The sequence below is a fragment of the Mesorhizobium sp. P2_D1 genome (genome assembly GCF_056404455.1).
Genome location: NZ_JBFUDZ010000010.1, coordinates 97,210 through 110,246 on the forward strand (window position 1 = coordinate 97,210; position 13,037 = coordinate 110,246).

The window sequence follows — 13,037 nt, forward strand, 5'->3', positions numbered from 1 at the left end:
ATGAGATCGATCACTTGGGCCTGTGCCCTGTTTGGATGCGTGGCGGTATCGGCCGTGGCACGTGCGGACGAGCCGGCTCCGTCGCGCCCGCCCATCGACAAATGCGTCTGGGAGAAGTTTACGGACAAAACTCTCGGGCTTGCCGCCTGGGTGCAGCGCTGCGATTTCGGCTTCCGCCAGATCCACTTCGAATTCACCGGCAACGCTCTCGCCATCAAATACAGCGATGGCGGCGCGGCCGATCCTCTTGTCGAGTTGTATGACATCAAGTCCGGCGAAACCGCAGAGGCCTCATTGCAGCGCCTGTTCCGCGAAAAGACCGACAAGGCCGTCAGCGCCCGCTGCGTTCTGGCACCTTACACGGAGGGCACCGTGCCCGCCGGCGTCAAACGCTACACATTCAGCCCCGACGCTGCTTATGCGAAAGAGCTGGAAGCGAAGGCCGATCCCAACGAAATACCCGATCCGCCCTGCGGCGACTGGGGTGAAATGCCCGACGGCATCCAGTATTTCGAGGTACCAGCTGGGGCAGCGCGCAAGCTGCTGTTCGTCCGCATAGGTCAGGACGAGCCGTTGTTTGACGAGCAGACACTGCAGGTGTTGCCGTCGGGGTAGGGAGTGTGATCCGGATTGGGCGGGCGACTCTCCCCTTCTCCCCTTGTGGGAGAAGGTGGATCGGCGCGCAGCGTCGAGACGGATGAGGGGTGCTGGAAGAAACTGGGCGTTATAAAATATCGAATGATTTTAAATCTTTACGGCTTGGGCGGTGACCCTTCCAGCACCCCTCATCCGACCGAGCTTCGCTCGGCCACCTTCTCCCACAAGGGGAGAAGGAAGACGCACCTGATCGCTACCCTTAAGACATTTCGGCCCGATCTTACGACCGGGCCGATAACGTTGCGTTTTGGACTAGCGTCTCTGTGGATGCACCTAAGGTTTGTCTCTGGAAACGATGGCGACGCTGATGTTACTGGGATTTTTCCGCCACATACGAACCAAGCTGTCTCCAGTGTGACTTAAGGTTTGTCTTCGCAGGGTTCCTTCGGGCACAAAAAAACCCCGCTCAAGGCGGGGTTGGAAATAGCGAGCATGCGTGCTGGCGATGACCTATCTGACCGTCATGTCGAAGCCGCCAGGATTGGAAGGACGTCAGTACGTCGATAAATTATCGTGCGGATCATCCCACGGTCGAAAACCGGAAGTACACCTTCCGCTTCCATGATCCGGCAGGCATGTCTTGGCCAGAAACTGACGTTGAGCCGGTCTGCCAATTCCGATAGCGGAATGTATTCAACAAGGAAGGCGGCAAGGTCCGCAGGACGGACGAGGCGAGCCTTCCGTCCCCCGCCATATGTCTGGTGTATAGCGGACGGCAGGACGCCGAGCTCCGTCAGGGCATGCACGGTCTCGATGGCTACGCCGATCCGTTGCGCGGCCTGTCTTGAAGTCAGCCCAGCCATGGCAGGCTTGGGAACTTCTCGTTTCACCTCATGCGCATCGACCAAGATTCCAGCAAAGCCCTTGCGTGAAGTATCGATGCTGACCCGGTCGAGGCGGTGGTCGCGAAGAAGCCGCACCACGTCGACGTAGCCGGTAACGGCAATTTTAACTGCCTTGGCGATCGAAACGAGGTCAGCGCCTTCACCCTTCTCGTATCGGACGCTCCCAAGAAACCGGTCCAACTCGGCTCTGGAATACGCCCGCCTTGTCTCGTCGCTTTCCGGGAAGAGGGTGTCGATGAGTTTTGCCTTACGGATCTGGCCCCACTGCACGCGGGTCATGCCCAAATATACCCGAGCGTCTTCGCCGATGATCTCCTCGGCCGCGGCCGAGATTAGATGGTGTGCAGCTTCAACCCGAAACACGACCTGGGAATCTGACAGGCCGGTCGTATCCGGATGGACGATGCCCGCTTGCACCAGAAGCTTCCTCAAGCGTTTCGGATGCACCCCGTGTTCCTTCGACGCTGAGTAGATGGAATGCAGGCTTCGGCGAGTGATGGGGCCGAGAAACGTGTCTCCCGGACCGAGAGGCTGATGATCGATCGCATGCTCACGGACCCAATCCAGCAATGGCGCGTAGTCTGGGTTCTGGATGTTGCCTCCCAGCCAGGCCATGAATCCGCGGCTCTTGGGTCTTGCTGTGACTGGCGTCGTGCTGTTTCGTCTCTCGCCAATCTCGCCAAGGAATTCCTCCAGCGAGGATTGCGCCAGAGCGAAGCCTGCAGCTCCCGCTTCAACCTTTTCGATATCGGTGAGGCTTTCCCACGGGACGTGCTCGCCGAGCGCCATAGACCAGCCTGTGACATTCGCAAGTCTCGCTCCGACGTATAGCGGAAGCTGTTCGAGAAACCCCGCTGCCGTTTCACTCCCAGCCAGCCGTTCTGCCAGCCAGTTCTCAAGTGGTGAGGCAGGTGCGCCGGTCGTGGATCTGGCTGCTCGATGGATCCAGCTAGGATGTCGGCGCATCGAATCCGGGATGCTGGATGACGAGCCCATGGTAAGCTCTCTAGGCGAGATCAGTAGGCAACGGTGGACCGGACAAGTGAGCACGAACGGTACAGTCCAGGTCACCCGGTACCGTGGTCGCGCCTCGAGCTTTGGCTCCATGCCGCCCTCGAGGTCCTCCTGAAGGCAGACAGGGCAGACGCGCGGTCTGTTTTGGGCGACGTTGCGCAGGCTCAGCTTCTGGGCTCCGATCCAGACCCCGTCCTCCCGCCGGAGGATGGCAGTGGATCTCAAGTTCGCAACAGGGATGCCGGCCAGCTGTGAAAGCACCGCTAGTGCTTTCGTGTCTCCGGTGTCGAGGGCTGCAAGACAGAACCTCATATCCCGCGCAAAATCGATGGCGGGGACGCCGTTGGCCGCCGCAAGTCTCGCGGCTACGCTGCGCGGCGTCTCGCGAGGATCGAAAGGAACGGTTCGCATCAGCGGCATGATCACCCCCGCTTCCGCGCTTTTCGGGCCGCCTCTTCTTCCTGCTCGAACCTGACGATGTAGTCGTGGATGGCCTTTCCGGGGTCGATCAGCTGCCAGTTGGGCGCCGTGAACACGTTCTCGTCAGGCTTGCATCCTGAAGCGGTTGCGTAGAATTGTACGAAATCCTCCGGCAGTAGCTGCTCGCGCCCTGCGCGTAGCGCGATGAAGATTGCTTCGCGCGTGACCTGGATCGCGGTCCCGAAGGCTCCACATGTCGCGTGCATGAGACGGTTGACGAACTCATCCGTCAGAATGACCTCGGCAGTCTGCATTTCCGCATGTACGGTGACAACACCCTCAACGGCCCGTTTCAGCCGCTTGGTTCCGCCACCAGGCTTTAGTGGCAGGAATGGCAGGACGAAGCAGCGGTTTCGCAGCTGAGTGTCTTCGAACCGCAGGAATGCCGCGAGGCTCGTCACCCCTGAAAAGATGGCGCAGAGGGGCCAGTCCTCGAGTTGAAGCAGGTTCTTCGCGATATCTGCAATATCCTGCATGGCAGCGTGGCCGCTACCCCTTACGGCGTGCTGCATCTCGTCGATGTGGACCCAAAGAACTTCGCGTTCCTCCAGCTGCTGACGGTAGAGGTCCCACATCTCGTTTTCTGCCCGATTACGGTCGATGGTGTAGCCGATCGACTCCAGCCCGGTTTTCGCTAGGAGCCGCATTGTGAGCGGCTTGGGGGCTTTGAAGGAATCCGTCGGACAAATCTTCTGCCCAAAGTCATCCTCGTAGGGTTGTAGTCCGGCCGGCATACGGGCGAAGATGCGCTTGATGGCAGTTGACTTGCCGGAGCCGGAGTCGCCGATCACGAAGATGGCCCGATACTTGAACGCTTCCGATGCGGCGTAGTCTTGGTTGGTTTGAAACGCCAGCTGACCCTCTCTCATCGCATTGAGCTGCCTCTCAAGGACCAGCTGTCCCTCGATCATCGCATTCACCTGCTTCTCGAGGATTCTGTCGATTGGCCGGACAACGTAGCCTCGATTGATGCGTGCCATCCGGTCCACGCGAGCAAGCGTTTCCGGGGGCATACTGTCACGCAGGCGGGAAAGGGAATTCCTGCGACCAACTGGCTTGCTGATCCCATGCTCGTGTTTCTGTTGCAACATGTTCACCTCCTATTCGAAGTCGATGTCATCTTCATCTTCGATTGCTTCCGAACGGCCCGAATATGATGGGTCATTACTGCTGACTTCTTCTGCCTCGTCCCCCTTGATGGTGTAGCGGTCCGGATCGGGTTTGGACGACGCGTCTTGCCACCCCGGCGGAACGTCGTAGATTCCGACCTGCTGGGAGCTTGGTGGTGCTTTTGTCAGGTCGAGAAGGACGCGCCTCTCGGACTGGTCGGGATTGCGCTGGGTGATCCTGAAACCGAAGCGCTCGCGGTCGAGGCGGTCCAGTCGGGCGCGCTCAGATGCACGGTCTGCGAAGGGACTGACGACCGCCGCCCGATCTGCCGCTTCTCCGATCTCGCGCAGTGCGTTCGCGGCGTCGGCAACGTAGTCCAGATGCATTTCCTCGCGTCCGGCAAACCGTGCTGCGAACTCGCGTTGAGCTTGCTCCAGTTCGTAGACCGTCAGCCCCCTTGGCACCGGCAGGTCGCTATCGACATCGGTCCACATCACGCCATCCCAGAATGTGATCTGAGACACGTCATAGCGGGCGATGCGGAAAATGACGTACTCGCCGAAGTGCTTCTGGACGGGGCGCGAGTTGTACTGGAATCCAAGGAACCTGATTCCGAGCTTGTCCACCTTCCTCTTGAACTCCAGGCCAAAGATCCGCCGCATACGCCATGGGTCCGGTGGCGGTTCGGGGGGATACTTCTTCGTCTGGCTCATCCAGGCGTCATACGGCGTCTGTCCACCAAGCCCGCTGTGAGGCGTATGGTGGTAATCATCGATGAGCTGACGAAAGAACCCTCTGGCAAATGCGGGGGCGGGAACGGTTGTCTCCGCTTCGGGCTTGGCATCGCCCTTGGTGACGACGTCGGAGAATGTCCTGCCGCTGTACCAGTGCAAGGCCTTGTCGGAGCAAGTGCGAAAATAGCGCTCGAGATGCGCTCGCGCCTGAGGTTTCCCTGCCTGCGGTAGAAGGAGTTCCGCGCCTGCGTCATTGCAGGCAACCAGAAATTGGGTGCTCCGGAAAGCCGAGCCGTTGTCAGGCAGGACCGTCTCGATCTTTCCACAGAACGGGTATGAAGCACCCGATCCGACATACTCGGCGATCGCAGACTTGTCCGTCAGTGCAAGCTCGAAAACGTCCACCGCGGTGTCCCCGCAGGGTTCCCGCTCGTGGATCTTGAATGCCAGGATGCACCTGGTGGCAGTGTCCATGAACACCGTGACCCAAAGCCTGCTCCTCGCGACAGCATCCCGCTCCTGCGGGGTCATCGTCATCCAGATCTCAAGCTCCACGAGCAGGGTCTGGAGATCGATCAACCATTCATCGGCCTCCACGCGCTCGAGAGGGCGAAACAGACCGTATCCGCCTGAGCCGTTCGCGAAACGGGCGAGGGCGGCCTTTTCGCCTTCGCGCATTACCACCACATAGAAGGGATCGAGTTCCGCGATGCCTTTGGCGAAGGTCTTGCGGCTGATCGCTTTCAGCTTCGGTTGCCCCTTCGCCTTCAGTCCCCGGTTGATGCGGCGGATTATCCCGACGTAGCGCTTCAGAACCGCAGCCACAGTCGGTCGTTTTGGGGAGGCATAGGCACGCTGCATGTGGCACCGGATGTGCAGTTCGTGCGGATTTGAGTTCTTCCGGCGTGTCGCTGACCCTCTGTAGAGGCGGGCGAATGCTGCGGGGGCGCGTCACGCCTCGTATTTGCGCCAGTCGCGGACGAACTGCCTGGCCGACGGCAGCTTGCCGGAGAAACGCAAGGAATCACCCTTTCTCGCCTTGACGTTGTGAGCGTCCACGATCTCTTGCTGGACCTGCGGCAGAAGCAAGGAGAGGCAAGTCTTCCCCAGGTTGATCTTCCCGGAACGCAGACCCTGTTGCTTCTCGCCCAGAAGCTTCTCGAACCCTTGGCAGAGGAGGTAGGAAAAGAGCACGCGCTCCTGTTCCGCCGGCAACAGGTCGGAAACCATGAAGTCCCGGTTGAGGGTCCTCAGATAGGCCCGTTGCCGTGACAGGTAACGGGGTTCGATACGGGCTTCACCGTCTGCGTGTTTGCAGTAGAATTCATCCTGGCTGAGGGAGATGGTCTTGTAAGGGCTCCCCGTGGCCTGGAAGCTGTGTACCTGGTCCTTGGACTCGAGCAGCCGATAGTCGCATCCGTCGATGCCGTACAGCGCGTCCGGATCGAGCTTCCAAAAAGGCACCCGGGGCGGTGGCGGAGGGAGGAGATGCTGCAACATCTACATGACCTCCTTCGAAGCTACCGCGACGCGCAGCCACGACCGGTCGATAATCGCCCCCGGCTTCTCGGCAACGAGGACGCCGTCATCGATCAAAGCCCAGACGGCGTGCGATCGCCGCCATTCGATCTCGGCACCGCGGATGAGATTATGAAAACGGAAGCGGTTTCCGAGCGCGCGCAGCGCATGACGCGCCTCCCGCACGTCCTCCTCGACCCGGAACCTGCGCGCCCGGCGCAGCCAGTTGGCGTTGTGGGCATCGTCATCCGACACGTCCTCCTCGGTCAGGATGATGGCCCGGTGCGCGAAGGGGAGGACCGCTCCCTGCTCATTGATCCGCCGGATCGCTTCCCTCAGGGAGGGTGCCTCGGTTCGCGGCCAATAGTCGACTCTCTTAGAGGGCTTTACCGCAATGGCCTCCACGAGGCCCGAATCGTACCGCGCGCAGTAGTCGAAAGTGTGGGTTCGGAGCTTGCCCGTATGGTCGCGAAATGTGACTTTCGGCCATTGATCGCGCAGATCCCTAAGGTCTCTCCGGCCGAGCAGGACGTTGCGTACCCGCCTTTCGCCAAGACTTTCCGCGGTAATGACCCGGTCCAGCTCGGAGATTGGCGCCCAGGAGCGGTACGAGCCGGTTGAGTTCCGGGCGGGCCCCCTCACGCCGCTGGATGGAGCCGGCGGCCTGGAACTGATCGATTCCGGTACTTCACGGGAAGCGGGAGCCTCATATAGCGCAGTCCGACGTCCCGTCGGCAGTCTCACGTTTGCGATGCGGAGGCAAGGTAAGGTAGGTTGTCTGCTCGGGAACGAAATAGTCATCAAGGACGCCGGCACGGCGGTCCAGGATATATTCCAGCACAAGTCGTGATCTGTTCATCGAAGTTCTCCTTTCGGTCGGGACGCGGATTGACCGCGTACAGTTTGAATCGTGTTTACTGGGGTGGGTATGCAAAGGGCTCAGCGGGTTGCTGCAAACCGAAACATTACGTCAACTCGCCTGCTGGCAACTTGGCGCACTTCTTCAGCGGTCGACCCCGGAAGCGGCGCCAAGGAGGGTGCTCCAGTACCTGAAGCAAATGGATCGCGGCAGCGTCGAATGAACCTCTCGAAGGTCCTCCGGGAAGGAACCGTGAGCGGTGGCAGACCCTGCTGGCATCGGTTGAGATTGCATTCGTGGAGAGCAGCCTTCAGGAGGACGAAAAGGTTGGCCATAGTCGGCCTTCCGGGTCCCGCGTACATGGCCGCGAATTCATTCCATACTTGGAAATCATGGCTTCCGAACGTCGGGGTCTCACTCCGGTTCGAAAAGCCCGTGGATGCCAGCGCGAGCGGCTGGTATTTCGACTCCACGTACGTCTCGAGCAGTCGACGGAAAGCGCGCGGGGAGGGCAGGCTGAATAGTCCGGGTAAACGGTCCCCTTTCGTGCCCAGCACCGCTTCCGATGCAAGTTCCGGAAGCACTCGCGCAAGCGACGCGTCGGAAAGGCTGGCGCCGTCCTCACCGCGCTCACGCCTGTCAAGGAATGCGTCACAGATCGCCGCATTGAACCGCGCGCACTGTGCCTCCTTTTCTGGGACGTCTCCCACCCCGGCTTTGCGGCGTGCAATGTTGACGGGGGCGTAGAAGTCCGTTTCGATCCTGGCGCCTCCGTTCTGGATGAGTTCGTGGAACTCCGAGTGCAAGAATCCCTGGAGCCGCTCCGGAAATCTTTCCGGAGCGAGAACGTGGCCAGCCGCATCCGAGCTGATCCAGGTATAGGGGGTTTCTACGATGGTAAATCGATMCAGTTCACCGATGCGGTAGATCGGAGCGTCATGCGCGGGGATTTTGTCGGGCGTGTTCATCGTTGTAGTTTTCCTTCCGTTCAGGTGGGCGCATTCACGCGCATTGCGGTCTTGTCGAGGATCCAACCTAAGTGAGGCGGGAGAGCTGCGGATTTAGATGTCGAGGGGAGATTTTCTTACGCATCACGCTTGATGACTGCGACCGGTCGGCCTCGATCTATTCGTGGTGACAAGGGAGGAGCCCAGGGGTTCGCTCCCTCGACCGACCCAATCAGTGTAAGCGGGCCTGATGTTGGTCGTATTGCCCGAGGATAGGGTCAAAAACCCTAGACTGAGCAGGGTCATCCAGGTTGATCCACCCGGGCAGGTCAAATCCCGTATCCTTTATGCACTGGTAACCTCTGGTCTTAAGACTAACGATCGTCATTCCCAGAGCAACGGACGTGGCTGCCACATGGATCTCCTGCGGGATCTTCTTCTTCTTGGCCCGGGGTGATGTCATCCAAAAGTTGTTGAGCCTTTTTGTACTTTTCATCCGGCTCACGATCTTCTCGATCTCTCCGTGGGGTTGCACGAAGGTGAAGCCACGTCGGGGAAGGGAATTCCGCCATTCTGTCAGTTCCATCACGTGCTCATGTTCATGATGTACTTTTGATTTACCGCGATTGATCACACCAAGAACAATGCTAGGTACAAAAAGGGTCTGATAGATCGTCTCGTCGAGCCATAAGGATGCCGTGCGGTGACAGTTATAAGGCCAAGTCAGACTAACTATGCTTGCATCCACAATGAATGACTTTACCGATGACGCACCGATTAGGAGGCGATCTTTCTGACGCGCACTTACAACGCATGCCATTTCATATTTCAACTCGGGAACAGTTGGTCTCATCTCATCCTCCTTAACGTGTAGGCGACGAATGCATATGACCGGATCGAAAATGTTGGCAAGTAACACAGTCTTACAAATGTAACAATGCCAATGATGGATCGGATCTTAATCAAAACTATGGATCAGTTCGAAATGACTTGACTTCTTAATTTCGAAGAAATCGGCCTTATTTTGAATTTGAGTGCAGTCAATGGATCCTTTGGCTCCGTCGGCGCGAATCCTTTACCGCGCAGTTACTTAGCTGCGACAAAGATGTGATTAAGATCTGAGACGACCGCTACCTGATGGGGCAAGCCTTGGGACTTCGGGCGGAAAAACCTTCAAACGGACCGGCGTGGCAGTACCGCGGCTTCACGGACAGTGTTTCGCAATCCGGTGGCTGAACAGGTCATTTGACCCCGGATTTCTGGGGCCGGTTCGGGGGTGGCTTGTAGTTTGCAGGATTCGTTCCTGCGCCCCTGAAGTGGAGTCCGGCGCCTCTCTCGCTGGCACGGCCACGATCTGCGAATTGCCCCCAAAACATCGATGAATAGGGATTCGATTCGGCATTGCTCGTTCGGCGCGCTTTGACACGAACTGGTCAACCACCAGCTATCTTGCGACGGTCGTATAGGACTCGCGGCGTGTGATGGCGCCCGTGGCGTTGTCGAAGAAGGCGCAGGATGGGACCAAAATTATTGGCGTCTGTAAATGTTGACAACGGTGTCAACTATCCGCCACCAGAGCTTGAAACGACCCTTTGCCGCCGGCAAGTCGGCAATGCTATCGATTCCTGTAGCTGGTTGCGACGCTGCCCCCGGGGCCGAAGGAATCGATGTCCTCGCCTTTCGACAGTGGAGGCCACTGGTTCGTCGGCGAGTCCTGCACCAGCAGTGAAATGATAAAGGAGGGTCGCAGGTCATGGTCAGGGAGCCGGAAGGAACAGAGCATGATCGAAATCGGGCGGGCGAATTGCAACCAAGGGGTGCTAAGACTTGGCTGGCCACCTTGAGGTAGAACCAACTTTGGCGAAAAAAATGTGAACGAGTCGTTCTGAGGGTGAAGCGGACCTGGCAGCTCTCGGGAGCGGCCCTCCACAGGCGGTGCTCGGCCTGTTGCCGGGCTCTAGCTTCCACAGGCGGCAATCCCTCAAAGAGCCGCAATGGCCGCGCGATTTTTAAGCAATGCTTTCACCGGCGACCGCGCCGGCCATTTCCCCAGCCAAAAAACACGGCGGCCTGTCCCTAGCTGCCAGTCCGCTCTCGGCCATAGACTGCTAGGCTGCTAGGCGGCAATGCGCCCAATGTCAGCCGTATAGATCAGCTTGGCCGTTTCCTGAAAGCTGACGTCGCCGGCGACCGCGCTGGAGGTCGTGGTTGCGCCGCATGCACGAACCCGCTTCGCGGGAGTGTCGCCTGGTTCTGAGATGGCGCGGTATTCATAGGCCTTGAGCGGGTAGAGACCGCGATCCGACCATGGAGTTCCCTTCAACAATAGGAACTTGCCATGGCTACCGGCGAGAGGCCGAGGCGGCTTGGTTGCGGTGGCACGCCGCCTGAAGGCCAAGTCATCGGTATCGGTAAGACATCTCGTCTCGATACTCCCGATATGCTTCGTCGGCTTCATCGTCAGATAGCGAATGTCCTGTTGACGTCGACCGGACCTCAAAAGGTGGCGGCTTCCGATCTGCAATCACTTGGACGACGACATATCCCAAACCGGCAATTGCCAGCAGACGATATAGAAGGACAAGTTTTCCCATGTGCTTCAGCAAATCATCATTGCGTTATGGCCGCAGCGCCGCTACGGACGCATCGCGAGAACCTCCTCACCTCCGGTCTTTGGGCGGCAAGTCTATGTACTCCCAAACAACCGCGCCGCGACTGCTGCCGCCCATTCCAATCTCAATTGCGAAGCCCAGATCGCGTGCCGCAGAGACCAAACCTTGACGGTCCTTTAGCTTGCGCCTCAGGGGTCGGTTTAGGATGTCGAGTAGTCCGAAAAGATTCCCGCTGGCGGCGCCGTTTAGGTCCTTTCTTGTGAGGTTGCGACCGCGTGGGATTTCGTCGAGCAAGAACTCGTTTAGTTCATCCCGGTCCTTCATCGACAATTGCATGACCTACACCTCAGGATAGGGCGACAGATGTCGCGCGATCTCATCGTGGTACCTTTCTTTCTCGAAGGTCTGCTTCGATCTATCCCATCGAAGGTCGCGCGAGCAGGCTATGACAGTCAGAAAGTGTTCATGGCGCGGGACCGTCTTGGGACGCGTCGCCGCGTTTGCCCAGCATGCAGCTCGTCTTGGATAAGACTCAGCCTGGCCATTCCCAAGCGCCTCTCCGGGTGGTTTGACCTCGATGTGCAGCCCGAGGCGACTACCCGCCGTAAACTCGAAAATCAGAAGGATATCCGTCTCGATTCCGGTTCCAATACGGCACGCGCAGTTGGACTTGCCGCAAAAACAGTTGAACCAGAACGGGTTCTTTATTTTGGGGCTTCTTAAGCCTCGATGCTCCTCCACCAGAGCACGAGCTTCGAATGCCCCAGCCTCATATGGCGTGCCCCGCATAAACCACTGGCGAAAATCGCCGCAGTCGATCAAAGCATTGGCAATTGGCCGCGCATACTTGAGTTCTGATGCTGAATACGGCGCCATTTCAAACCCTGCTATCGATATCGGCGCAAAAATAAGCAGCTGAAGCAAATTGGTGTAGGTTGATGATTGCGTGCCACTCGCTCTTTTGCAGCGCCCCAGAGAACTGTGCGCAGTCCTGTAAGGAGAGGCTCGACCGCGCCTTGATGTGAGATACCTGATCTGATGCTGGGAAGGAATAGTCGCGGTGATGCAGGATTTTGTTGCAGCTATCTCGGAAAAGCAGCGGTGCGGGCTCTCGCCCATCCGTGGAAAGCCACCCAACATCTCTTTCGGCGAGCCGTCGCCATTCGTCGCTTCTCATCTCTGTTGTATATTTTTCAAAAACTACGTTGCGTATCAAACCAGCGGTGGCCAATAGCCTTTTAAGGAGCATGCTCTCGATACTGGTTTGGCAATCGTCCAGGAAGATATCGACCTCTGAATTTCTATCGATGACCTGTTCTGCATTCTGCAGCGCGAGAACCAGGCAAGATATCAGGAAAGCATCTTCGATGATGCTGGAAACGACAACCGGATTGCTCTCCATCACCTATCCCACCCCGATCAGCATAGGCTCTCACAAGGAATGCCGTCGCTGTCCCGGTCGAGCTTTCCACCCCAAGGGCAGCTGGCCAAATACCAGTTCGCCTCGTCGCACGAACTGATCTGCGAGCAGGTTCGCCTCGGCTGGCACGAATAGCTCTGCGCCACCAGCCTGTTGATGAGCCCGGGAGGCTGGTTGGTTGTCGTGCGAACGCCGACGTTGGGATGGCCGGCACGCCAATCCCAGGGCATCTGAAACTTGCCGCCCCAGAGACCGATCTTTGCCGCCTCGGCCTTCGCCTGGTGCCCCGCGTAAAGCCCATGGCTGTATTTGGGCCAGTCGAGCGCCTGGCCGTGCTCGACCATCCAGGCGGCCGCACTGGCACCGTCTGCGCGCTGGCAGTCGCCCACGAAGCGGTTGTAAGGGTCCCACGCGACAAAGGTGCATGTGACCGGCCTAGAGGCAGCCAAGAACCCGTCGAGCGCTGCCGCTGCCTTGGCACCGCACCGGTAGCGTAAGCCCTTGGCGTCGTCGCACTGCTGGGCTGACTCTGGGGCATCGATGCCGTTGAAGCGGATGCGCTGTCCGTGGATCTCGATCGTGTCGCCATCGATGACCGAGGCGACACCGGCTATCGGCTCCGGCGTGCGTCCGATCCAGTGAGATACATGGAGGTCGGGGGCGCCTTCGCTGTGCTGCACGACGAACTGCGCCACATAGGCGGCCATCGCCGCCACCGTGACTACGACAAGCCGCTTCGGAATGCCAGCCAGAACGCGCGCACGCATCCGCTGGGCGCCGCGCCGTTTGCGCCATTGATCAGACCGATTGTCGTATCGGTGTTTGCCCACGCCCCACTCCC

The 13,037-nt window shown here is 58.8% G+C and carries 13 protein-coding genes; 2 read left to right on the plus strand and 11 right to left on the minus strand.

Annotated features, from left to right (window positions below; all coding sequences use genetic code 11):
• Positions 1-615: a hypothetical protein gene (locus AC1D0I_RS10635; RefSeq protein WP_477394914.1), complete on the plus strand. Its 615-nt coding sequence runs from the start codon at positions 1-3 to the stop codon at positions 613-615.
• A gap of 503 nt (positions 616-1,118) precedes the next feature.
• On the opposite strand, the gene AC1D0I_RS10640 is transcribed toward AC1D0I_RS10635, so the two are convergent.
• From AC1D0I_RS10640 to AC1D0I_RS10680, 9 genes are all read right to left on the minus strand, one after another.
• On the minus strand, positions 1,119-2,936 hold the full coding sequence (locus AC1D0I_RS10640) for a TniQ family protein (RefSeq protein ID WP_477394992.1): 1,818 nt from the start codon (positions 2,934-2,936) through the stop codon (positions 1,119-1,121).
• Between the two features lie 2 nt (positions 2,937-2,938).
• Positions 2,939-4,087 carry an AAA family ATPase gene (locus tag AC1D0I_RS10645; protein WP_477394916.1) on the minus strand — a complete coding sequence of 383 codons (1,149 nt, stop codon included), beginning with the start codon at positions 4,085-4,087 and terminating at the stop codon, positions 2,939-2,941.
• Between the two features lie 9 nt (positions 4,088-4,096).
• The gene (locus AC1D0I_RS10650; RefSeq protein ID WP_477394918.1) at positions 4,097-5,701 is read right to left on the minus strand and encodes a transposase family protein; all 1,605 of its coding nucleotides are present in this window, start codon (positions 5,699-5,701) and stop codon (positions 4,097-4,099) included.
• Positions 5,702-5,791: 90 nt separating this feature from the next.
• Positions 5,792-6,340, minus strand: coding sequence for a hypothetical protein (locus tag AC1D0I_RS10655; RefSeq protein ID WP_477394920.1), 549 nt, complete (start codon positions 6,338-6,340; stop codon positions 5,792-5,794).
• Positions 6,341-6,763: a hypothetical protein gene (locus tag AC1D0I_RS10660; RefSeq protein WP_477394922.1), complete on the minus strand. Its 423-nt coding sequence runs from the start codon at positions 6,761-6,763 to the stop codon at positions 6,341-6,343.
• 301 nt (positions 6,764-7,064) lie between these two features.
• Positions 7,065-7,217 (minus strand): hypothetical protein, encoded by a 153-nt coding sequence (locus AC1D0I_RS10665; protein ID WP_477394924.1) that lies wholly within the window; start codon positions 7,215-7,217, stop codon positions 7,065-7,067.
• Between the two features lie 80 nt (positions 7,218-7,297).
• Positions 7,298-8,185 carry a hypothetical protein gene (locus tag AC1D0I_RS10670; RefSeq protein ID WP_477394926.1) on the minus strand — a complete coding sequence of 296 codons (888 nt, stop codon included), beginning with the start codon at positions 8,183-8,185 and terminating at the stop codon, positions 7,298-7,300.
• A gap of 211 nt (positions 8,186-8,396) precedes the next feature.
• Positions 8,397-9,017, minus strand: a complete 621-nt coding sequence (locus tag AC1D0I_RS10675; RefSeq protein ID WP_477394928.1) for a hypothetical protein — start codon at positions 9,015-9,017, stop codon at positions 8,397-8,399.
• Positions 9,018-10,280: 1,263 nt separating this feature from the next.
• Positions 10,281-10,622: a hypothetical protein gene (locus tag AC1D0I_RS10680; protein WP_477394930.1), complete on the minus strand. Its 342-nt coding sequence runs from the start codon at positions 10,620-10,622 to the stop codon at positions 10,281-10,283.
• 517 nt (positions 10,623-11,139) lie between these two features.
• Here AC1D0I_RS10680 and AC1D0I_RS10685 point away from each other — a divergent pair.
• Positions 11,140-11,499: a hypothetical protein gene (locus AC1D0I_RS10685; RefSeq protein WP_477394932.1), complete on the plus strand. Its 360-nt coding sequence runs from the start codon at positions 11,140-11,142 to the stop codon at positions 11,497-11,499.
• 154 nt (positions 11,500-11,653) lie between these two features.
• On the opposite strand, the gene AC1D0I_RS10690 is transcribed toward AC1D0I_RS10685, so the two are convergent.
• Together AC1D0I_RS10690 and AC1D0I_RS10695 are read right to left on the minus strand one after the other, a co-directional pair.
• Positions 11,654-12,178 carry a hypothetical protein gene (locus tag AC1D0I_RS10690; protein WP_477394934.1) on the minus strand — a complete coding sequence of 175 codons (525 nt, stop codon included), beginning with the start codon at positions 12,176-12,178 and terminating at the stop codon, positions 11,654-11,656.
• A gap of 17 nt (positions 12,179-12,195) precedes the next feature.
• Positions 12,196-12,963, minus strand: a complete 768-nt coding sequence (locus AC1D0I_RS10695; RefSeq protein ID WP_477394936.1) for an excalibur calcium-binding domain-containing protein — start codon at positions 12,961-12,963, stop codon at positions 12,196-12,198.
• Between the last annotated feature and the right edge of the window lie 74 nt (positions 12,964-13,037).